14 protein-coding genes, 17 tRNA genes and 3 riboswitches are annotated in these 19,029 nt (G+C 38.1%); of the genes, 28 read left to right on the top strand and 3 right to left on the bottom strand.

The features are described from left to right. Positions 1 to 17 precede the first annotated feature (17 nt). The 18 genes from ACFVT8_RS22700 (at position 18) to ACFVT8_RS22615 (ending at position 2,960) form a co-directional block, all read left to right on the top strand. Positions 18 to 93: transfer RNA gene (locus ACFVT8_RS22700), tRNA-Val, on the top strand. A gap of 4 nt (positions 94 to 97) precedes the next feature. Next, positions 98 to 173, top strand: a tRNA-Asp gene (locus ACFVT8_RS22695). Positions 174 to 183: 10 nt separating this feature from the next. Continuing rightward, positions 184 to 259: transfer RNA gene (locus ACFVT8_RS22690), tRNA-Thr, on the top strand. 6 nt (positions 260 to 265) lie between these two features. Then, positions 266 to 349 (top strand) — tRNA-Tyr (locus tag ACFVT8_RS22685). Between the two features lie 4 nt (positions 350 to 353). Next, positions 354 to 427: transfer RNA gene (locus tag ACFVT8_RS22680), tRNA-Trp, on the top strand. A 47-nt stretch (positions 428 to 474) separates the two neighbouring features. Then, positions 475 to 550: transfer RNA gene (locus ACFVT8_RS22675), tRNA-His, on the top strand. Positions 551 to 559: 9 nt separating this feature from the next. Then, positions 560 to 634, top strand: a tRNA-Gln gene (locus ACFVT8_RS22670). Between the two features lie 15 nt (positions 635 to 649). Next, positions 650 to 722: transfer RNA gene (locus ACFVT8_RS22665), tRNA-Lys, on the top strand. Positions 723 to 737: 15 nt separating this feature from the next. Next, positions 738 to 814, top strand: a tRNA-Arg gene (locus ACFVT8_RS22660). 17 nt (positions 815 to 831) lie between these two features. Then, positions 832 to 908 (top strand) — tRNA-Pro (locus ACFVT8_RS22655). A gap of 15 nt (positions 909 to 923) precedes the next feature. Next, positions 924 to 999 (top strand) — tRNA-Ala (locus ACFVT8_RS22650). 14 nt (positions 1,000 to 1,013) lie between these two features. Further along, positions 1,014 to 1,106 (top strand) — tRNA-Ser (locus tag ACFVT8_RS22645). 7 nt (positions 1,107 to 1,113) lie between these two features. After that, positions 1,114 to 1,189 (top strand) — tRNA-Phe (locus ACFVT8_RS22640). A gap of 3 nt (positions 1,190 to 1,192) precedes the next feature. Further along, positions 1,193 to 1,266 (top strand) — tRNA-Gly (locus ACFVT8_RS22635). 9 nt (positions 1,267 to 1,275) lie between these two features. Further along, positions 1,276 to 1,352, top strand: a tRNA-Ile gene (locus ACFVT8_RS22630). Between the two features lie 4 nt (positions 1,353 to 1,356). Further along, positions 1,357 to 1,433 (top strand) — tRNA-Asn (locus ACFVT8_RS22625). Position 1,434: 1 nt separating this feature from the next. Beyond that, a tRNA-Glu gene (locus ACFVT8_RS22620) sits at positions 1,435 to 1,506 on the top strand. Positions 1,507 to 1,913: 407 nt separating this feature from the next. Continuing rightward, positions 1,914 to 2,960: a nitric oxide synthase oxygenase gene (locus tag ACFVT8_RS22615; RefSeq protein ID WP_387085758.1), complete on the top strand. Its 1,047-nt coding sequence runs from the start codon at positions 1,914 to 1,916 to the stop codon at positions 2,958 to 2,960. Between the two features lie 61 nt (positions 2,961 to 3,021). Here ACFVT8_RS22615 and ACFVT8_RS22610 read toward each other — a convergent pair whose 3' ends face one another. Further along, positions 3,022 to 4,230, bottom strand: coding sequence for a CynX/NimT family MFS transporter (locus tag ACFVT8_RS22610; protein WP_387085754.1), 1,209 nt, complete (start codon positions 4,228 to 4,230; stop codon positions 3,022 to 3,024). 175 nt (positions 4,231 to 4,405) lie between these two features. Then, positions 4,406 to 4,582: riboswitch (Lysine riboswitch) on the top strand. An 84-nt stretch (positions 4,583 to 4,666) separates the two neighbouring features. Between ACFVT8_RS22610 and ACFVT8_RS22605 the strand changes: the two genes are divergently transcribed. The 5 genes from ACFVT8_RS22605 (at position 4,667) to ACFVT8_RS22585 (ending at position 9,761) form a co-directional block, all read left to right on the top strand. After that, positions 4,667 to 6,127, top strand: a complete 1,461-nt coding sequence (locus ACFVT8_RS22605; protein ID WP_387085751.1) for an amino acid permease — start codon at positions 4,667 to 4,669, stop codon at positions 6,125 to 6,127. A 258-nt stretch (positions 6,128 to 6,385) separates the two neighbouring features. Continuing rightward, positions 6,386 to 7,078, top strand: coding sequence for a response regulator transcription factor (locus ACFVT8_RS22600; protein WP_387085764.1), 693 nt, complete (start codon positions 6,386 to 6,388; stop codon positions 7,076 to 7,078). Between the two features lie 4 nt (positions 7,079 to 7,082). Continuing rightward, a complete protein-coding gene (locus ACFVT8_RS22595) occupies positions 7,083 to 8,018 on the top strand; it encodes a sensor histidine kinase (protein WP_387085748.1) in 936 nt (311 codons plus the stop codon). Positions 8,019 to 8,155: 137 nt separating this feature from the next. Continuing rightward, positions 8,156 to 9,079, top strand: coding sequence for an ABC transporter ATP-binding protein (locus ACFVT8_RS22590; RefSeq protein WP_387085745.1), 924 nt, complete (start codon positions 8,156 to 8,158; stop codon positions 9,077 to 9,079). Beyond that, on the top strand, positions 9,072 to 9,761 hold the full coding sequence (locus ACFVT8_RS22585) for an ABC transporter permease (protein ID WP_387085742.1): 690 nt from the start codon (positions 9,072 to 9,074) through the stop codon (positions 9,759 to 9,761). Before ACFVT8_RS22590 ends, ACFVT8_RS22585 begins: the two co-directional genes overlap by 8 nt. Before the next feature lie 179 nt (positions 9,762 to 9,940). Here ACFVT8_RS22585 and ACFVT8_RS22580 read toward each other — a convergent pair whose 3' ends face one another. Further along, positions 9,941 to 11,200 carry an Nramp family divalent metal transporter gene (locus tag ACFVT8_RS22580; RefSeq protein WP_387085739.1) on the bottom strand — a complete coding sequence of 420 codons (1,260 nt, stop codon included), beginning with the start codon at positions 11,198 to 11,200 and terminating at the stop codon, positions 9,941 to 9,943. 685 nt (positions 11,201 to 11,885) lie between these two features. Further along, positions 11,886 to 12,034: riboswitch (cyclic di-AMP (ydaO/yuaA leader) on the top strand. Between the two features lie 181 nt (positions 12,035 to 12,215). Between ACFVT8_RS22580 and ACFVT8_RS22575 the strand changes: the two genes are divergently transcribed. The 5 genes from ACFVT8_RS22575 (at position 12,216) to ACFVT8_RS22555 (ending at position 18,055) form a co-directional block, all read left to right on the top strand. Beyond that, the gene (locus ACFVT8_RS22575) at positions 12,216 to 14,039 is read left to right on the top strand and encodes an APC family permease (RefSeq protein ID WP_387085736.1); all 1,824 of its coding nucleotides are present in this window, start codon (positions 12,216 to 12,218) and stop codon (positions 14,037 to 14,039) included. 328 nt (positions 14,040 to 14,367) lie between these two features. Next, a riboswitch (purine riboswitch) is annotated at positions 14,368 to 14,469 on the top strand. A 195-nt stretch (positions 14,470 to 14,664) separates the two neighbouring features. After that, the gene (locus ACFVT8_RS22570; RefSeq protein ID WP_387085733.1) at positions 14,665 to 15,249 is read left to right on the top strand and encodes a xanthine phosphoribosyltransferase; all 585 of its coding nucleotides are present in this window, start codon (positions 14,665 to 14,667) and stop codon (positions 15,247 to 15,249) included. Continuing rightward, positions 15,249 to 16,547, top strand: coding sequence for a nucleobase:cation symporter-2 family protein (locus ACFVT8_RS22565; RefSeq protein ID WP_387085729.1), 1,299 nt, complete (start codon positions 15,249 to 15,251; stop codon positions 16,545 to 16,547). Before ACFVT8_RS22570 ends, ACFVT8_RS22565 begins: the two co-directional genes overlap by 1 nt. A gap of 187 nt (positions 16,548 to 16,734) precedes the next feature. After that, positions 16,735 to 17,256, top strand: coding sequence for a DUF2179 domain-containing protein (locus ACFVT8_RS22560; protein WP_387085726.1), 522 nt, complete (start codon positions 16,735 to 16,737; stop codon positions 17,254 to 17,256). Between the two features lie 229 nt (positions 17,257 to 17,485). Further along, complete coding sequence (locus tag ACFVT8_RS22555) at positions 17,486 to 18,055, top strand: YitT family protein (protein ID WP_387085723.1); 570 nt, start codon at positions 17,486 to 17,488, stop codon at positions 18,053 to 18,055. A 44-nt stretch (positions 18,056 to 18,099) separates the two neighbouring features. On the opposite strand, the gene ACFVT8_RS22550 is transcribed toward ACFVT8_RS22555, so the two are convergent. Continuing rightward, positions 18,100 to 18,981, bottom strand: a complete 882-nt coding sequence (locus tag ACFVT8_RS22550; protein ID WP_387085720.1) for a DMT family transporter — start codon at positions 18,979 to 18,981, stop codon at positions 18,100 to 18,102. Positions 18,982 to 19,029 lie beyond the last annotated feature (48 nt).

Raw genomic sequence — 19,029 nt, 5'->3', positions numbered from 1 at the left:
GCTAGGCATTATACCCAGGAGGATTAGCTCAGCTGGGAGAGCACCTGCCTTACAAGCAGGGGGTCGGCGGTTCGAGCCCGTCATCCTCCACCATTATGGTCCCGTGGTGTAGCGGTTAACATGCCTGCCTGTCACGCAGGAGATCGCCGGTTCGATCCCGGTCGGGACCGCCATTTTTTTTTTGCCGGTGTAGCTCAGTTGGTAGAGCAACTGACTTGTAATCAGTAGGTCGTGGGTTCGACTCCTATCGCCGGCACCATCCCTTGGAGGGGTAGCGAAGAGGCTAAACGCGGCGGACTGTAAATCCGCTCCTTAGGGTTCGGCGGTTCGAATCCGTCCCCCTCCACCATTTTAGGGGCATAGTTCAACGGTAGAATAGAGGTCTCCAAAACCTTTGGTGTGGGTTCGATTCCTACTGCCCCTGCCAGGTTACGAGGTACTCGTTATCAAACAATACTATGATTACATATAGTGGCGATTGTGGCGAAGTGGTTAACGCACCGGATTGTGGTTCCGGCATTCGTGGGTTCGATTCCCATCAGTCGCCCCATTTAATAATTGGGGTATAGCCAAGCGGTAAGGCAACGGATTTTGATTCCGTCATGCCTAGGTTCGAATCCTAGTACCCCAGCCATTCATTTCTTAGTTTGAGCCATTAGCTCAGTTGGTAGAGCATCTGACTTTTAATCAGAGGGTCGAAGGTTCGAGTCCTTCATGGCTCATCAGTTTTTATAAATGCGCCCGTAGCTCAATTGGATAGAGCGTCTGACTACGGATCAGAAGGTTATGGGTTCGACTCCTGTCGGGCGCGCCAATAAAGCCTAATAATATCGGAATGTAGCTCAGCTTGGTAGAGCACTTGGTTTGGGACCAAGGGGTCGTAGGTTCGAATCCTGTCATTCCGACCATCTTTCCTGATTGTTGGGGCCTTAGCTCAGCTGGGAGAGCGCCTGCCTTGCACGCAGGAGGTCAGCGGTTCGATCCCGCTAGGCTCCACCATTTATATAATTTCCGGAGGTATACCCAAGTCTGGCTGAAGGGATCGGTCTTGAAAACCGACAGGCGGGTAACACCGCGCGGGGGTTCGAATCCCTCTACCTCCTCCATTTTTCCGGGTCAGTAGCTCAGTTGGTAGAGCATTAGATTGAAGCTCTAAGTGTCGGCGGTTCGATTCCGTCCTGACCCACCATTTGCGGGTGTAGTTTAATGGTAAAACCTCAGCCTTCCAAGCTGATGTCGTGAGTTCGATTCTCATCACCCGCTCCAAAAAATAATGGGCCTATAGCTCAGCTGGTTAGAGCGCACGCCTGATAAGCGTGAGGTCGATGGTTCGAGTCCATTTAGGCCCACCATTATTCCGAAGTAGCTCAGTTGGTAGTAGCACCTGACTGTTAATCAGGTTGTCGCAGGTTCGAGTCCTGCCTTCGGAGCCACGGCCCGTTGGTCAAGTGGTTAAGACACCGCCCTTTCACGGCGGTAACACGGGTTCGAATCCCGTACGGGTCATCAAGCATGTTGCACATTAGTGCGACATGCTTTTTTTATGCGTACTATACTGACAAACAAAGATCATCATGCGGTAAGGAAGTGCCACTTAATAACGTCTACTCCTAAATACTGCAAAGGAGAGTAAATGAGTCCTAATGATCTCGTGTATTACCTACTTAGGCGTAAAAAAACGGCAAATCTATATTCAATAGTTTTTTCTCTGTAATTTCCCCTGATTTTAATAATGTCTACTCAAAATGGAAACCCTAATCCATAAATAACTTTAGTTTTAGAAAAATAGAAGACATGATAAGAAATATTGAACAAAGTATTTCATATATAAAATATGTATGTTTTCTGGCTGATTTTTTCGTGGTGATTATAGTTTCATTCCTCTAATATGAGGGTAGATGGAGGAATTCGATATGAATTTACATGAAGTACAGCGCTTTTTAGAACTTTATCAAGTAGAGCAAAATGAGTCTGAAACATGGCTAGAAAATAAATTACAGCAAATTAAAATAGCAGGCGAATATATACCGACAACGGAAGAATTAATCTTTGGTGCACGAGTAGCATGGCGTAATAGTAATAAGTGTATTGGTCGATTGTTTTGGCAATCGCTGCATGTTGTTGATGCCCGAGATGTTTCAAAAGAAGAAGATATTTTCAACGCATTGCTTGAACATATTCAATATGCAACAAATGGTGGGAAAATTCGTCCAACAATAACGATCTTCGCACCAGGGCGAGTTCGTGTATGGAATCATCAGCTAATCCGTTATGCTGGCTATGAAACGGAATGGGGAATCGTTGGTGATCCACATTCTATTGAGTTTACAAAAGTATGTGAGTCACTTGGCTGGCAAGGTAAGAGAACCGCATTTGACGTGCTTCCGATCGTTGTACAGGTGGATAGAAGGAAACCACAAGTGTTTACTATTCCTGACGAATATGTACTAGAGGTACCGATTCGTCATCCGGAATCTGCTCAAGTAGAGAAGCTAGGATTAAAATGGTATGCAGTGCCGATAATTTCGAGTATGCGTTTCCAAATGGCAGGTATCGATTTTGAAGCAGCCCCATTTAATGGTTGGTATATGGGAACAGAAATTGGGGCACGTAATTTAGCAGATCATGAGCGTTATAATATGCTGCCTGCTATAGCGGAAATTTTCAACCTCGATACGACTAAACAGGCTTCTCTATGGCGTGATCGTGCATTAGTTGAGCTGAATATTGCCGTTCTACATTCCTTTAAAGAAGACGGTGTTAGCATTGTGGATCATCATACAGCTGCACAGCAATTTAAATTGTTTGAGGAAACAGAAGTAACAGCAAATCGTAAGGTTACAGGTAATTGGACGTGGTTGATTCCACCTCTTTCACCAGCTACAACTCACATTTACCATAAACCTTATGTTAATGTTTACAATACACCGAACTATTTTTATCAGAAACCACCTTATTAATAGGGAAAGGCAGCTCACTTTTAACTTATTTCCGTTGAAATAAGATTATGAGCTGCCTTTTTTAATTCACATATTCATTTTTAGAAGCCCTAAATGAACATAAGAAAAGTATCAATACAACGATAATAAATAACCATCCAGCGGTTTTCCAGTTACCGAATAAATCATGCAAATAACCAAATAAAATAGGACCGATTGCGGCTAATAAATATCCTAATGATTGTGCAAAACCTGATAAATCAGCCGCTTCAAAAGCTGTACGGGTACGTAGTGTAAAGAACATCATTGCTAATGCGAATGAAGACCCTCCTGCTAAGCCTAGTAGCACCATCCATAGAACAGCGAGACTTGTCCATTCCATCACTACCCCGATAAAGCCAACTAAGTAAAATACCGTAAACATTAATACGAGAGGTCGTTGAGATGTCATTTTACTTGCAATAATAGGTACAGCTAAAGCCATTGGAACTTGTGAAAATTGCATGATGGAAAACATCCAGCCTGCACGATCTGCTGCTAAGCCTTGTGCTATGTATATTTCAGGAATCCAAGCTGCGGTTGTATAGAATAATAATGATTGTAATCCCATAGCCCCCGTTACTGCCCAAGTAACAGGCGATTTCCATAATGGTGCACGCTCTTTCGTCGTTTTAATAGGAGGCTCAGGTTTATTAAATTTCAGCAGTGGAATCCAAATTAAAATGGTTAATACCACAAGAACAAGTGCAATTGATAGTGCACCTTGCCAACCAAGTGATGAATCAGCAATAGGATAACTAATACCAGCACCGAGTCCAGCTGTCAAATTCATCGACATTGTGAAAAATGCCATAAGTAAACCTACGTGATAGGGAAATTTCAATTTAAGTAACCCCGGAATTAGTACGTTACCGAATGAAATGGCTATACCAATTAGCATAGTACCAAATACGAGTAAACTAGTTGTACCAAGGGAGCGTAGGACAATTCCTACAGCTAAAAGAATAGTTGATAAAAATAATGTTAATTCTAATCCAAATTTACGTGCGACAATTGGTGCGAACGGAGAAATAATTGCAAATGCTAGCAATGGAATCGTTGTTAGAAAGCCCGCTAGTACATTGGATATGCCAAGGTCTTCACGGATAAAGGAAATAATAGGTCCAACAACTGTTAGCGGCATTCGTAATGTCGAGGCAATACAAATTACTCCGATAACTAGTAATAAGGTTGTACCTTTCCAGCTAATTTTCCTGCTAGGATAAGTATCGGTATGTTCATGAGTAGTCAAATAAATCCCCCTTGTTAGAACAATTATAATTGAATCACTATACCACTTTATCATAATAATAAAAATAGTGGAAAATTCATAAAATACAGAACATTAAACAGGCTATTGAAATGTCATAGGTCGTATGTTAAACTAATATCCATCATAAATTTAATATTTATATGCCTCATGTTTGTATTGAGGTAGAGGTCGCGGTATTTAAGAGTATACTAATGGAAATGACAAGCATTTGAGATATTAGTTGAAAGGAAATACTGCCGAAGTGTGAGGGGACTTGAAAACCTCATGCTGGGGCTGTCTCCGAAAGGAACAGAACTGTCACGTTTGGACAACGTGTTGAGCTATCATTTTGAAAGAACAGAGGATTTACTTAGCCATCACAGCAACGTTCATGTGATGGCATTTTTTTGCCTCTTAAAAGGAAGGAAGCTATATTGTGAGTGAAATAAAAGTCAATCAGCTCGGCCATAAAGCGCCGGAGCTGAAAAAAGAATTAAAAAGCCGTCATATTACAATGATTTCATTAGGCGGTACAATCGGTACAGGATTGTTTTTAGCTAGTGGTGGTGCCATTGCACAAGCAGGTCCAGGCGGTGCACTACTCGCCTATGCATTAATCGGTATCATGGTGTATTTTTTAATGACGAGCTTAGGTGAAATGGCAGCTTATATGCCATCATCGGGATCATTTAGTACGTATGCAACAAAATTTGTAGACCCGGCTTTAGGCTTTGCACTTGGTTGGAACTACTGGTATAACTGGGCAATTACAATTGCAGCGGAAATTTCTGCTGTCTCATTAATTATGAAATATTGGTTCCCAGATAGCTCATCCGCACTTTGGACTGTTTTATTTATTGCAGTAGTTTTAACGTTCAATCTATTATCAGTAAAAAGCTATGGTGAAAGTGAATACTGGTTTGCAATGATAAAGGTTGTAACTGTAATCGTTTTTATTATCATCAGCTTCTTAATGATTTTTGGTATTTTAGGAGGACACGCTCCTGTAGGCTTTACGAATTTCTTCATTAGTGATGGACCATTCCACGGAGGTCTCCTTGCTACATTTGGTATTTTCTTAGCTGCGGGATTCTCATTCCAAGGGACAGAGCTACTTGGAATAACAGCAGGGGAAACAGATGACCCTGGTAAAAATATTCCGAAAGCCGTTAAGTCTGTGTTCTGGCGAATTCTATTGTTTTATATTTTAGCGATTGCTGCAATTGGGATGCTGATTCCATTTACAGACTCACGTTTATTATCTGAAGATATCGCTGTTTCACCATTTACATTGGTGTTCGATCGTTTAGGAATTGCCTTTGCTGCATCATTGATGAATGCTATCATTTTAACGGCAATGCTGTCAGCAGGGAATTCAGGGCTTTACGCATCGTCACGTATGCTTTGGCAATTAGCAGTAGATGGACATGCACCGAAAATTTTCACTAAACTAAGCCGTCGAGGTATTCCAATTTACGCATTACTGGCGACTTTAGCTATAGGTTGCCTAGCATTTTTAGCTTCATTCTTTGGTGATGGTGTGGTCTATATGTGGCTCCTAAATGCCTCTGGGATGTCTGGCTTCATTGCCTGGTTAGGGATTGCATTTAGCCATTATCGTTTCCGTCGAGCGTTCGAGGTACAGGGCTTAGATCCGAAATTATTGCCATATAAAGCAAGGCTATTCCCATTCGGCCCGCTATTTGCCTTTACGGTTTGTATGATTGTTGTTATTGGACAAAACTACAATGCCTTTATGGGTAATACAATAGATTGGTACGGAGTCCTTGTCTCATATATCGGTATTCCACTGTTCTTACTGTTATGGCTTGGCTATAAAATCAAGCATAAAACAAAAATGCTTCCATTAGAGAAATGTGATTTAAAAGTTGAATAATAAAAAATAAAACTGTCCTGTGAGTCATAGAAAAAAATGACTTGCAGGGCAGTTTTTTTATAGATAAAAAATATTAATCAATTTGTACCTCTGAACGAACAATCTTGCCAGAAAAATTACTACAAGTGAACGATTAAAAAGGAAGAGCTTTAGTTTCTCGAATTTATCACCTACTTTTGGTGCTCAACCTCAATATGGTAAACTGTTATATAAATGGCAATTGATAAAATGCTTTATATTAGGAAGAGGTGCATGAAAGTGCAAAAGCATATTTTACTAGTAGAAGATGACGAAGCCATTCGCGAAATGGTAGAAAACTATTTAACGATGGAGGGGTTTCTTGTTACCTCTGCAGTAAATGGAGAAGAAGCATTACAAAATTGTTTAAACAATCCCTTTGATTTAGTGATCTTGGATATTATGATACCGAAACTTAATGGATTAGAAGTTTTAAAGATTATACGAGAGCAAGCATCACTTCCAATTATCATTATGTCAGCCAAGGATAGTGATGTTGATAAAGCGTTAGGATTAGGATTAGGGGCAGATGATTACATCGCCAAGCCATTCTCGATGCTGGAATTTTCAGCACGCGTTAAAGCCGCAATTCGAAGAGCTACAAAATACTCCAATCAAGTGGAGGAGAAGAAAGATATAGTAGAGATAGACAACTTATCGATCGACCTTGTTAATTTTTCAGCTGAGAAGAATGGACAACAAGTAAAGCTCACGTCAAAGGAATTTGGCATCTTAAAATTATTCGTGACAAATCGTAATCGAGTTTTTACAAAGCAGCAAATTTATCAATTGATTTGGAATGATGCTTACTATGGGGATGAAAATATTATTAATGTACATATAAGAAGATTACGTGAAAAAATTGAAGACGATCCATCCAATCCTCAATATATTAAAACACTTTGGGGAATTGGCTATAAATTTGAAGGATAAATAGATGATTATATTTCTATTACTAATTATTGTGTTACTCGTAGGAATTATTATTTTTCAGGTGAGAGCAAAAAAACAACAGAACGCTACGATTCAATACATGCATCAAAAACTGGAAGACATTATTGATGAACAATCAAGTGAGAAGATTTTAGTATCGACAGCAAATCAAGAAATACAGCAGCTGCTGATTGCGATAAATGCGCTGCTAGACCACAATCAAAAAGTGCTGGCGACACATCGAAAAATGGAAAGTTCTATGAAAAAGATGTTAGCCAATATCTCACATGATCTTAAAACACCTTTAACAGTTGTATTAGGCTATACGGAAATGCTGAAGCTTCGTCACTCACTTAGTGAAGACGAGCAGAGACGATTGCTCACTGGCGTTCATTCGAAAACATTGGAAGTATTAAAAATAATCCATACATTTTTTGATTTGGCAAAATTGGAGGCCGGAGATACAGATTATCCAATGACGAAAATTAATGTAAGTGAAATTTGCCGCAAAAATATTTTATCATTTTACGATATGGTCACGTCTATGGGGCTAGAGATCGATATAACAATACCAGAGATATCAGTATATGCACTTGGCAATGAAGAAGCGTTAGATAGGGTTTTGAATAATTTACTGTCAAATGCTATTGCCTATGGGGCGTCGGGGAACATCATTGGGCTCACAGTAAGAAATGATGATACGAATATTTTTATTGATGTCTGGGATCGCGGTAAGGGGATCGACGAATATCATATTGATAATGTTTTTGAAAGAATGTATACACTTGAGGATTCTAGAAATAAATCCTTTCAGGGGAGTGGCCTAGGCTTAACCATTACAAAACGTCTTGTAGAATTAATGGAGGGCTCCATCCAGCTTTCCAGTATCCCATATGAGAAGACCATTTTTACAGTTTCTTTAAAACGAATGACATACTGAGCAGTCATGCTTGTAGAGCATATTAAATGCTTTACAAGCTTTTCTTCTGCGCTTAAGAAATTTGTAAGAATCAAGTAATAAATTAGAGAGTTTCATTTTTTATAATAAGGATAGCTAAATTTAAGGGAGAGATCTACATGACATATATTGTGAAAACAAGTCAGCTTACGAAGGTGTTTGAGGGAAAAGAAGTCGTTTCTGCTGTGACTATGCATGTAAAAAAGGGAGAAATATACGGTTTTTTAGGTCCTAATGGTGCCGGAAAAACCACAGTTATGAAAATGCTAACAAACCTTACGAAGCCAACGAGTGGAGATATTGAAATCTTTGGTGAAAAATTAATGGACCACTCATACGATGTGCTGAAAAGAATGGGGACGATTATTGAATACCCGATTTTTTATGAAGATTTAACTGCAAAGGAAACCTTAGAATTACATTGTGAATATATGGGCTATTATGACAAGAAAGAGATTGCTCATGTTCTAGATTTAGTAAAACTAAAAAACACTGAGAAGAAACGAGTAAAAGAATTTTCTCTTGGGATGAAACAACGCTTGGGTATTGCACGTGCAATTATTACGAAGCCGGAATTACTTATTTTAGACGAGCCGATTAATGGACTAGATCCAGTTGGCATTAAAGAGCTTCGAGAACTATTCAAGATGCTTTGTAAAGAGTACGGAATTACGATTATTATCTCTAGTCACATTTTGGGTGAAATTGAACAATTGGCAGATACAGTTGGGGTTATTAAAGATGGAAGATTAATTAAGGAAGTATCAATGGATGCTGTCAATCGTAGTCAAGCAGATTATATTGAAGTGATTGTCAATGATGGGAAAAAGGCTGCCTTTATTATAGAAAGTAAATTAAATATCACTAATTTCAAACTAATGGATGACAATTGTATTCGAATTTATGATTCGGCTGCTTCACAAAAGGTACTATCTAAAACATTGATTGAGCATGATATTGAAATTGAGGGCATTAGCAAAAAAACAAGCTCATTAGAGGATTATTTCTTGAAGTTAATCAATGGAGGTGTCGCTAGTGCTTAATTTAATGCGTCTAGAAATGAAAAAATACCATATTGGTTCATATATAAAAAAAGCCGTTTTGGCAAATTTTATAATACTAGGTGTTATATTTATGCTTATATTTATTACTAAAATAGAAGGGGATCAAGATTTTAGAACTTATCAGATGGCATTTGGCCTTATAGATTCAGGTGTAAGGGCAGTATTTATTATCTTTGCTAGTGTGTTAATCGCCAAATTCATTATTGGAGAATTCAAATATAAAACCATCACTGTAGCATTTATGTATCCAATAAGTAGAAAAAAATTAATTGCTTCAAAGCTAGCCATTGTTGTTCTTTTTACCTTTAGTGCAATTATTTTATCGACTATTTTTGTAACAGCGATTTTTTGTGCTGTTAGTGAGGGTTTCCAATTGCTTCCGGATACATTAACATTCTCTTTCATAATACAACGAATTCCCGCTATGATCATGAATGCAGTTTCAGCATCATGCATCGCATTAATACCATTGTATTTCGGTATGAGAAAATACTCCATTCCGGCAACGATTGTATCATCTATATTAATCGTATCGGCCGTATCATCAAATTCGGGTAATTTCACTTTGTATGATATTATTTTCATACCCATCACTTTAGCTATCATCGGTATAGGCGTGGCCTACTCATCATTTCGAAATATTGAGAAGATCGATATATAAGGGTAAAAAAATTGCGCATCGTAGTAGGGGGACAATTGTATACCATATATAAGTTGATCTTAGTTACGACTGGGCGACCAGTCGTAACGGAAATCAACCACACGTTATGCAGTAAGCTTCTTACATGTAGAAATGCCAGACACAAAACCAAATTAAGGTCTTTGTGTCTGGCATTTTTGTTAACCAAATACTGTTTGCCATAATAAATAAAGATTTAAAGCAACTACAATTACCACGACAATCCATCCTAATATGGTTGTAATACGATGGTTAACAAGGCTTCCCATAATATCACGCTTACTTGTAAACATTACAAGCGGTACAAGAGCAAATGCAATACCAAAGGATAAAACAACTTGACTTAGGACAAGTGCATAAGTTGCATTAACACCGGATGCAATGATAATCAAAGGAGGTAGCATTGTAATAGCACGGCGTAAATAGAGTGGAATTTTCTTTCTTATAAAGCCCTGCATTACAACGTCACCTGCAAGTGTACCGACTGAAGAGCTAGCAAGACCTGCAATGAGAAGTCCAAGACCAAAAGACACTGCCGCCATCGGACCAAGCGCCTCTTTTAAACCGTTATAAGCGATATCTAAATCTTCAACTACTACGCCTTGCGTATGGAATACTGCTGCAGCAATAACAAGCATACTCATATTGATGGCACCGGCGATAATCATCGCGATGATTATATCAATAAACTCAAAACGAAATATACGTTTTTTTTCAGTATCATTTCGGCCAACGACACGACTTTGTGTTAATGAAGAATGCAAGTAAATAGCGTGTGGCATAACAGTTGCCCCTAAAATACCTGTTGCAAGTAAAATAGAATCTACTCCATCAAAGCGCGGTGTAAACATGCCTATTGTTACTTCGCCCCAATTCGGCTGTGCTAAAAATGTTTGGAATGCAAATGCTAATACGACAATAAGCACCATGCCAGAAATGCCTGCTTCAAACGCTCTAAAGCCTCTGCGCTGTAATTCTAAAATAGCGAATGAGCCGACCGCTGTAATAAGCGCTGCAGGTAACATTGGAATATTAAATAACAAGTACAGCCCTAGTGCAGCACCGATAAACTCTGCAAGGTCTGTTGCAATAATGACCAATTCGGCCTGTATCCATAAAAAGATAGAAGTTTTTTTGGAAAAATGTTCACGTGCTACTTCAGGTAAATTTTTACCTGTCGCAATACCAAGCTTTGCTGACAAAGATTGAATTAACACCGCCATTAAATTAGAAAAGGCGATTACCCAAAGCAGTAAATATCCATATTGTGAACCTGCTGTAATATTTGTTGCGAAGTTACCTGGATCGATATAGGCAACTGCTGCGATGAATGCTGGGCCAAGGAACGGTAAGATTCGTCGCCAACCTTTTATTTCTCCATTTAAAACCGCCTCAGCGGATGATTTTTTCGTTTGAACCATGTTGTTCCCTCATTTCAAAGAGTATCGCGAGTGAAATAAAGTTTCCTAGAGGAAAATGCATAGTACTATTTTATAGCTAGAATCCAAAAATGTGAAGAAGTTTGTTTTATTTTTTATTTAATTCGAAATGTTTGTGATATAGTAAACCGTTTTTAATTGAAGATTTCTGCTTTTGTATCAATGTATGGAAGCGTTATAGCGGAATATTCGACTCAAATGAAAACGATCAAGGATTAATGTACTTTGTTATTTTAAAAGAGAGAATATACTTATAAGGAGCTTTTTAACCTCTTTTCAGAGTGTGTCCAAACACCTGTTGGTGCCGCTTCACTTTCGCGCAAAAAACATCTGCCGCTGCCGCTTCGCTTTCGCGCAAAAAACATCTGCCGCTGCCGCTTCGCTTTCGCGCAAAAAACATCTGTTGGCCTAAAACTTCCGCCGGACGCATTTATGCTGAGGAATAATTGATTGGATATCCAATTCAGTTATTCACATATTTTCAACCAATATTAAAATGTTATTCTTTAAATAATAATTCACCACCAAAAGTTGATAGAGAATTTTGGAGGCCATAATATAAAAACTGTTCGAAATATCAAGTGAAAATTTTTTTTGAAAAACCATTCTTTTCATCTTTACTTTTTTTAATTACAGGCGTAATATGACATCATTATAAAAGTTTCAAATTTCTAAATCGCTGAAGCAATGACGCGGGGGACCCAATTTTTACGGATTACAAGGTAATCCTTGGGGTGAATCTCTTCATTTATTGAAGGGTAGGGCTACTCAGGTCCGAATCCGACAGCTAACCTCGTAAGCGTTAAGAGCAGAAAAGTGGAGCTTGGCAGACGAATGAGTGTCTACAAGTCTTATTTAGTGATGACTTGTAGATTTTTTTTATCTTCATTCTGAAAGTAAAACAAGGCCCCGGTGAAAGGTACAAAAAACGATTATGCTTAAGTGTAATCGATTTAGAAATGCGAAACACATTCTATGAAACTAGAAGGTGTCAAATATGAAATCCTCATTAAAACGTTATATTATCGGTAAACCATTGAGATCTGATGTGTTAGGGGAACAAAAGCTTAGTAAAACAAAAGCACTTGCCATATTATCGTCTGATGCTTTGTCATCAGTAGCGTATGGACCTGAGCAAATTTTAATTGTACTCATGACAGTAAGTACTCTTGCTTTTTGGTATTCCCTACCGATTGCTGCTGGGGTAGTTGTGTTACTGACAGCACTTATTTTCTCGTATCGTCAAGTTATTTATGCGTATCCACATGGTGGTGGAGCATATGTAGTTTCTCGGGAAAATTTAGGTGTCAATGCTGGTCTAGTCGCTGGTGGATCATTGCTTGTTGATTATATTTTAACCGTTGCGGTAAGCGTATCGGCTGGAACAGATGCCATTACTTCGGCATTTCCAAGCTTGCATCCACATAACGTTGTAATCGCTGTGTTTTTTGTTATATGTTTAACGATTTTAAATCTACGTGGTGTCACAGAATCTGCATCCATTTTAGCGTATCCAGTTTATTTGTTTGTGGTAGTGATTCTGATGTTAATCGGGGTAGGGGCTTATAACGTAGTAACAGGGCAGGTTCCTGCAGAATTGCATCCAAAGGTTGGTACTCCAGTTGCGGGTATTAGTCTATTTATATTATTAAAAGCATTTGCATCAGGAAGCTCAGCTTTAACTGGTGTTGAAGCCATTTCAAATGCTATTCCTAATTTTAGAGATCCAGCGCCAAAAAATGCGTCTAAAACATTATTGGCTATGGGCGGTATTTTGGCAGTGCTATTTATCGGTATTGTGAGTCTAGCTTATTTTTATGGAGTTGCCCCAAATGCGAAAGAGACGGTTGTCTCACAAATCGCGGAGGCAAGTGTAGGTCGTAACTTCTTTTATTATATAGTACAAGGAACAACAGCGATGATATTAGTACTTGCTGCGAATACAGGTTATTCGGCCTTTCCTTTACTAGCTGTAAATTTATCGAAAGACGGTTTTATCCCAAGAATATTCCAAATTCGTGGCGATCGACTTGGCTATTCAAATGGCATTCTGATGCTTGGTCTAGCTGCCATTGTGTTAATTATTTTATTTGATGGAACAACAGAGCATTTGATTCCACTTTATGCAGTTGGTGTATTTATTCCGTTTACTTTAGCGCAGGCTGGAATGATGCGAAAATGGTGGCGTGAAAAACCAAAAGGCTGGGTTGCTAAATTTACGATCAATACGATTGGAGCGGCCATTTCCTTTATTGTAGCTATGATGTTTTTTGTGACAAAATTACCTCAAGTATGGCCAGTGTTCATCTTTTTACCTATTATTATTTATACGTTTCACCGTATTAAGCAGCATTACCAAACAGTTGGTGAGCAACTAAGATTAGATAATGAAGAATTACCGAATGTTGAGGGTAATGTTTTCATTGTCCCTGTCGCTGGTATTACGAAAGTAGTCGAAAACACATTGCATTACGCGCAGTCATTAAACGTTGATAAAATTATTGCCTTTTATGTAGCTTTCGATCAAGCTGACGCAAAAAAGTTTGAGGAGAAATGGAAAGCTTGGCAGCCAAATATAAGACTTGTAACATACTATTCACCATATCGAAGTATTACACAGCCGTTGATGAAGTTTATTGATAAGGTTGAACATCATTGTGCGAAAACAGGCCATCAAGTAACAGTGATCATCCCACAGTTTTTACCGAAAAAAGGGTGGCATCATATGTTACACAATCAATCGAGTCTATTGATTCGCACTTCGCTGTTATTTCACAGAAATATCGTCATTATGACAGTGCCTTTCCATTTATCAAAATAATGACTAGCAAGCTCGAAAATAGTCTGATATAATCATAACGTTGATTATAAAACACGAACGTTTGCAATTGAAATTTACTAGAATAACAGTAAATTCCGAAAATATAGACTTTGTTCAGTGTGAGATCTAAGCACATACCGAATAAAGTACCATTTTTGGAAATGACGTTAAGGCGTCATAAAGATGCGGAAGTTCTTACAGCTTAACTTCTTTCAGCGGGTCCAAACACCCGCCGAAAGAAGTTAAAGCCTCCGGCGGATGTCATGGAATCGGAAAGGAGTTTTTTGTGCAAGCACAAAGCCGATTCAGGACGCAATTATGCCGAGGCATAATTGAATAATATTTCACTCATATAATAGCGAGAATATGGCTCGCGAGTTTCTACCGATTTACCGTAAATAAATCGACTATGGGTAGCAATGCTTTAGATTACTTCTTATAAGATGTTTTCTATTCGTTTCGACGTTTTTACGCTGAATGCTTTGCTCCACTCGTAGATGATTGGAATCAAGGTATTCAGCGTTTTTTATTACTTAGAATGAGTATTTTCTGTGCTGCTGACGTGGCGCTTTCGGTTATTTGCTCATAAAAAGCTATTACTATAAGAAAGAAGGCTATCAAGGAAATGAAGTTATTACACGACAAAATCATGCAAGAGGGTAAAGTTCTATCTTCATCTGTATTAAAAGTAGACTCATTTTTAAATCATCAAATTGACCCAATGCTTATGAAGGAAATTGGTCATGAGTTTGCAAATCGATTTTCTGATCAAGTCATTACAAAAATATTAACGATCGAATCTTCAGGTATCGCACCATCTGTTATGCTGGGGCTTGAAATTGGTGCTCCGGTAGTGTTTGCACGTAAACGTAAATCATTAACACTATCAGATAATCTTTATTCTTCAAAAGTACATTCTTTCACAAAAAATGAAACAAATGATATTTCAGTATCACGTAATTTCTTAAATGAAGATGATAACATTCTAATTGTAGACGATTTCTTAGCTAATGGGGAAGCTGTCAAAGGTTTGCTTGATATCGCAGCACAAGCTGGTGCAAATGTTGTTGGTGTAGGTATTGTTATTGAAAAAGGCTTCCAAGACGGCGGGAAATTATTACGCCAGCAAGGGGTTCGTGTGGAATCATTAGCAATTGTAGATTCTCTTGAGGATGGCAAAGTAACATTTGCTGCGGAGGCTAATGCGTAATGAATACCGTTAAATCGACGACGCTAGCTATTCAACATTTACTTGCGATGTATGCAGGAGCCATTTTAGTTCCACTGATTATCGGTGGGGCAATTGGCTTTGATTCAGCACAAATGACGTATTTAGTAGCGATTGACATTATGATGTGTGGGATCGCAACGCTGTTACAAGTGTATTCAGGTAAATTCATCGGTATTGGTTTGCCAGTAGTACTAGGCTGTACATTTACAGCAGTAAGTCCAATTATTGCAATCGGTACAAATCCTGAACAAGGTATTACTGATATTTATGGATCTATTATTGCATCAGGTTTAATCGTTATGATTATTGCAGGCTTTTTCGGTAAGTTAGTAAAATTCTTCCCACCAGTTGTTACAGGCTCGGTGGTGTCGATTATCGGTATTTCTTTACTACCAGTAGCTTTAAACAATATGGCAGGTGGACAAGGTGCAGCAGATTTTGCATCTGGTTCTAATGTAACTTTAGCGTTTATTACATTGGTTATTATTTTAGTCGTTTATCGTTTTTCTACAGGCTTCATCCGTGCAATTTCCATTTTAGTGGGATTAGTGACGGGGACAATCCTAGGAGCATTTATGGGGAAAGTTGATTTTAGCCCAGTTTCAAATGCTGACGTATTACACATGGTTCAGCCATTCTATTTTGGGATGCCAACATTTAATGCATCTGCAATCATTACAATGACACTTGTGGCAATGGTTTCTTTAGTAGAATCATCAGGAGTTTATTTTGCACTAAGTGATATTTGTAATAAAAAATTAGAATCAAAAGATTTATCACGTGGATACCGCTCTGAAGGTCTTGCCTCTGTGATCGGTGGTATTTTCAACGCTTTCCCATATACAACATTCTCACAAAACGTGGGACTTACACGTATGTCTGGCGTAAAAGACCGTAAAGTCATTTACATCACAGGTGGTTTACTAGTAGCACTTGGCTTCCTACCAAAAATCGCAGCATTAACAACGATTATTCCAACACCAGTACTTGGTGCGGCAATGCTAGCGATGTTCGGTATGGTAATAACTCAAGGTATGGGAATGCTAGTACCTGTTATGAATGAGTCAGCGGAAAACGCCATGATTGCTGCAATCGCAGTTAGCCTTGGTGTCGGTGTATCAGTTGTACCAGGAATTTTCGATGCACTGCCAGAGGGTGTATCTCTTCTAACATCTAACGGTATCGTTTGTGGTTCGGTTACAGCGATAATCCTTAATATTTTATTCAACATGATTGGGCCTAAGCATAAGGAAGACCCGATGCATGGGGAAGCTTAAAAGATTTCTATAATCAATAAAATGTCATCTACTTCTTAGAGTAGATGGCATTTTTTTATGCGAAGTAAATGTTTAAATTCTATTTGTAAGGGAATCTAGAAAATAGTTGCATCTTAATAGAATGCAAGTCGATATCTCGACATACATTTATTGTATATAAAACTACTTTTTGAAAGGTCTCTTACAAATGCAAAGTATAATTCTGATTTTAATACTTCAATTAATTTATGTGCCTTTTTTAACACTACGTACAATACTTTTAGTGAAGAATGTTACTTTCCTTGCCGCCATATTCGGTATGCTGGAGATGTTAGTGTATGTATTTGGCCTTTCACTTGTTTTTAGTGGAAAACAAAGTATGTTAGCTATGGTCTTTTATGCAATTGGCTTTGGGTTAGGAATATTTTTAGGGGCAAAAATTGAACGTAAACTAGCGATAGGCTACGTTTATACGACTATTAATACGCAAAATAAGAATGAGGAACTTGTGAGATTTCTTCGTAGTGAAGGGTTTGCAGTCACGATTTACATTGGTGAGGGGCGAGATAGTAATCGCTATAAATATGAAATATTAACAAAGAGAAATCGTGAGACAGAGTTGTTCCAAATTGTTGAGCATTATGAACCGAATGCTTTTATTATTTCATACGAGCCTAAATCATTTAAAGGTGGATTTTTGCTAGATCGAATGAAGGTAAAACGCAAATAGTTTTTCTAACATTGCCCTTTTGTTTATATGCAGAAGGGCGTTTTTTTGTGTTCACGCAATCCATAGTAACCAATGTGCTTCGTCACCAATTTTCATTAAATACAGAGAAATTTAGCGACCGAGCTCGATAAAAAATATTAATACTATGACACCGACAGACGTGAACAATAACATGTTCAAATCGATTTTTTCATACTATAAAAACATGCAAGTCTCGGAGGGGTGTTGTATGTATTTTTTTACGAAAGGCTTGGTCATTCTTATTGGAAGTGCCGCGGTATCATTAGGAATTAATTTATTCTTAACACCCTATCAAATTTTAGATGGGGGCGTTGTAGGGATTGCGCTTATTTTGCACTATATATATAAGCTTAAAATAGGTTTAATGATCATTGTTATCAGCATTCCAATTTTTGTTATTTCTTGGTATAAATACAGGGCGTATTTTTACAATAGTATACATGGATTATTCGCCTATTCTCTAAGTATCGATTTACTAAAGCCCGTCCGGAATCTTATGCATGTAGAGGCCATCTATAGTGCCATATTTGGAGGGATACTTATGGGTTTTGGTGTTGGTTTGATGCTTAGATTTCAGACAAGCACTGGTGGTACAGATTTGATTGCACAATTTTTAAGTGATAAAACCGGAATTAATGTCGGGATGCTTATTTTTATGATAGATTCAATCGTCATCGTCATAGGGGGATTGCTTTTATCTTCTAGTACATTATTGCTTTCTATTATTACAATTTTGGTAGCAGGGATTACTACAAGTATTATGACTAGCCGTGTTTAATAAAAAATAGCTTCAGTGTAGGACTGAAACTATTTTAAAATTCGTTATCGAGAGCTCTTCATCATTCGTTTTTTAGGATGTGCTGGCTTTACTTCTGCAATTAATATGGCGAGTAAAATCATTACAGCCCCTACAACCATCCGACCTGTTAATACTTCATGTAAGAATATAACGGATAGCACCATACCGAAGAAGGATTCTGTAGACAGAATAATAGCTGCCTTTGTAGCAGATGTATATTGATTTGCAATATTTTGAAAAAGATAGGCGAGAGTAGTTGAAAAAATGGCTAAGTAAACGATTGAATAGATTGCTTCTTTTTCAAGAGTAGTTGGGATATCGCCTTGACTGACTACTACTAAAACACCTAAAAAAGATGCTGTGATAAATTGAATAATCGTAAGAGCAATGGCGTCTTCCTTTTGGACAAAAAGGTTCGTACAAAAAATATCAAAGGCAAAGGCGACAGCGCAAGCTAAGGAAAGCGCATCTCCAATATTCATCGTCAGTGAGCCCTGTAAAGATAAAAAACCGATGCCGACAATAGCTAAAATCGAACCGATCATCTCATAGCCATCTATACGCCGCTTGTAAACCGCAAACGCAATTAATGGAACAATAATGACATTGACAGCGGTTAAAAATGCATTTTTAGATGGTGTTGTATATTGTAGCCCTACTGTTTGAAGGGCAAAGGCAATATACAAAATGGTCCCTAACAAAATACCTTTCCAAATAACTGATTTAGAAGCTTTTTTTAATCTGTATCCAAATAAGACCGTCAGTATAATCGAAGCTAATAAAAATCGGCCTGCCATTACTTGATAGGCTGTTAAATATTCTAATGCAATAGCCGTTATTACAAATCCACTACCCCAAACGATTGCAGTGACTAATAGCATACTATCAGCTATGTATTGTTTCATCATTCGTCCTCCTAACTTCAATAGAATAGCATGAGGTGGAAGAAAATA

Origin of the sequence: Lysinibacillus sp. NPDC058147, assembly GCF_042884205.1 — a bacterium.
Taxonomy (GTDB): domain Bacteria; phylum Bacillota; class Bacilli; order Bacillales_A; family Planococcaceae; genus Lysinibacillus.
The sequence above is the reverse complement of the archived record's forward strand: the minus strand, read 5'-3'. Positions and strand labels throughout refer to the sequence as shown.

Excerpts from the sequence above, each read along its gene's own strand:
- ACFVT8_RS22615 (WP_387085758.1), top strand. The coding sequence starts at position 1,914 with ATGAATTTACATGAAGTACAGCGCTTTTTAGAACTTTATCAAGTAGAG.
- ACFVT8_RS22595 (WP_387085748.1), top strand. The coding sequence starts at position 7,083 with ATGATTATATTTCTATTACTAATTATTGTGTTACTCGTAGGAATTATT.
- ACFVT8_RS22590 (WP_387085745.1), top strand. The coding sequence starts at position 8,156 with ATGACATATATTGTGAAAACAAGTCAGCTTACGAAGGTGTTTGAGGGA.
- ACFVT8_RS22580 (WP_387085739.1), bottom strand. The coding sequence starts at position 11,200 with ATGGTTCAAACGAAAAAATCATCCGCTGAGGCGGTTTTAAATGGAGAA.
- ACFVT8_RS22575 (WP_387085736.1), top strand. The coding sequence starts at position 12,216 with ATGAAATCCTCATTAAAACGTTATATTATCGGTAAACCATTGAGATCT.
- ACFVT8_RS22570 (WP_387085733.1), top strand. The coding sequence starts at position 14,665 with ATGAAGTTATTACACGACAAAATCATGCAAGAGGGTAAAGTTCTATCT.
- ACFVT8_RS22565 (WP_387085729.1), top strand. The coding sequence starts at position 15,249 with ATGAATACCGTTAAATCGACGACGCTAGCTATTCAACATTTACTTGCG.
- ACFVT8_RS22560 (WP_387085726.1), top strand. The coding sequence starts at position 16,735 with ATGCAAAGTATAATTCTGATTTTAATACTTCAATTAATTTATGTGCCT.
- ACFVT8_RS22555 (WP_387085723.1), top strand. The coding sequence starts at position 17,486 with ATGTATTTTTTTACGAAAGGCTTGGTCATTCTTATTGGAAGTGCCGCG.
- ACFVT8_RS22550 (WP_387085720.1), bottom strand. The coding sequence starts at position 18,981 with ATGAAACAATACATAGCTGATAGTATGCTATTAGTCACTGCAATCGTT.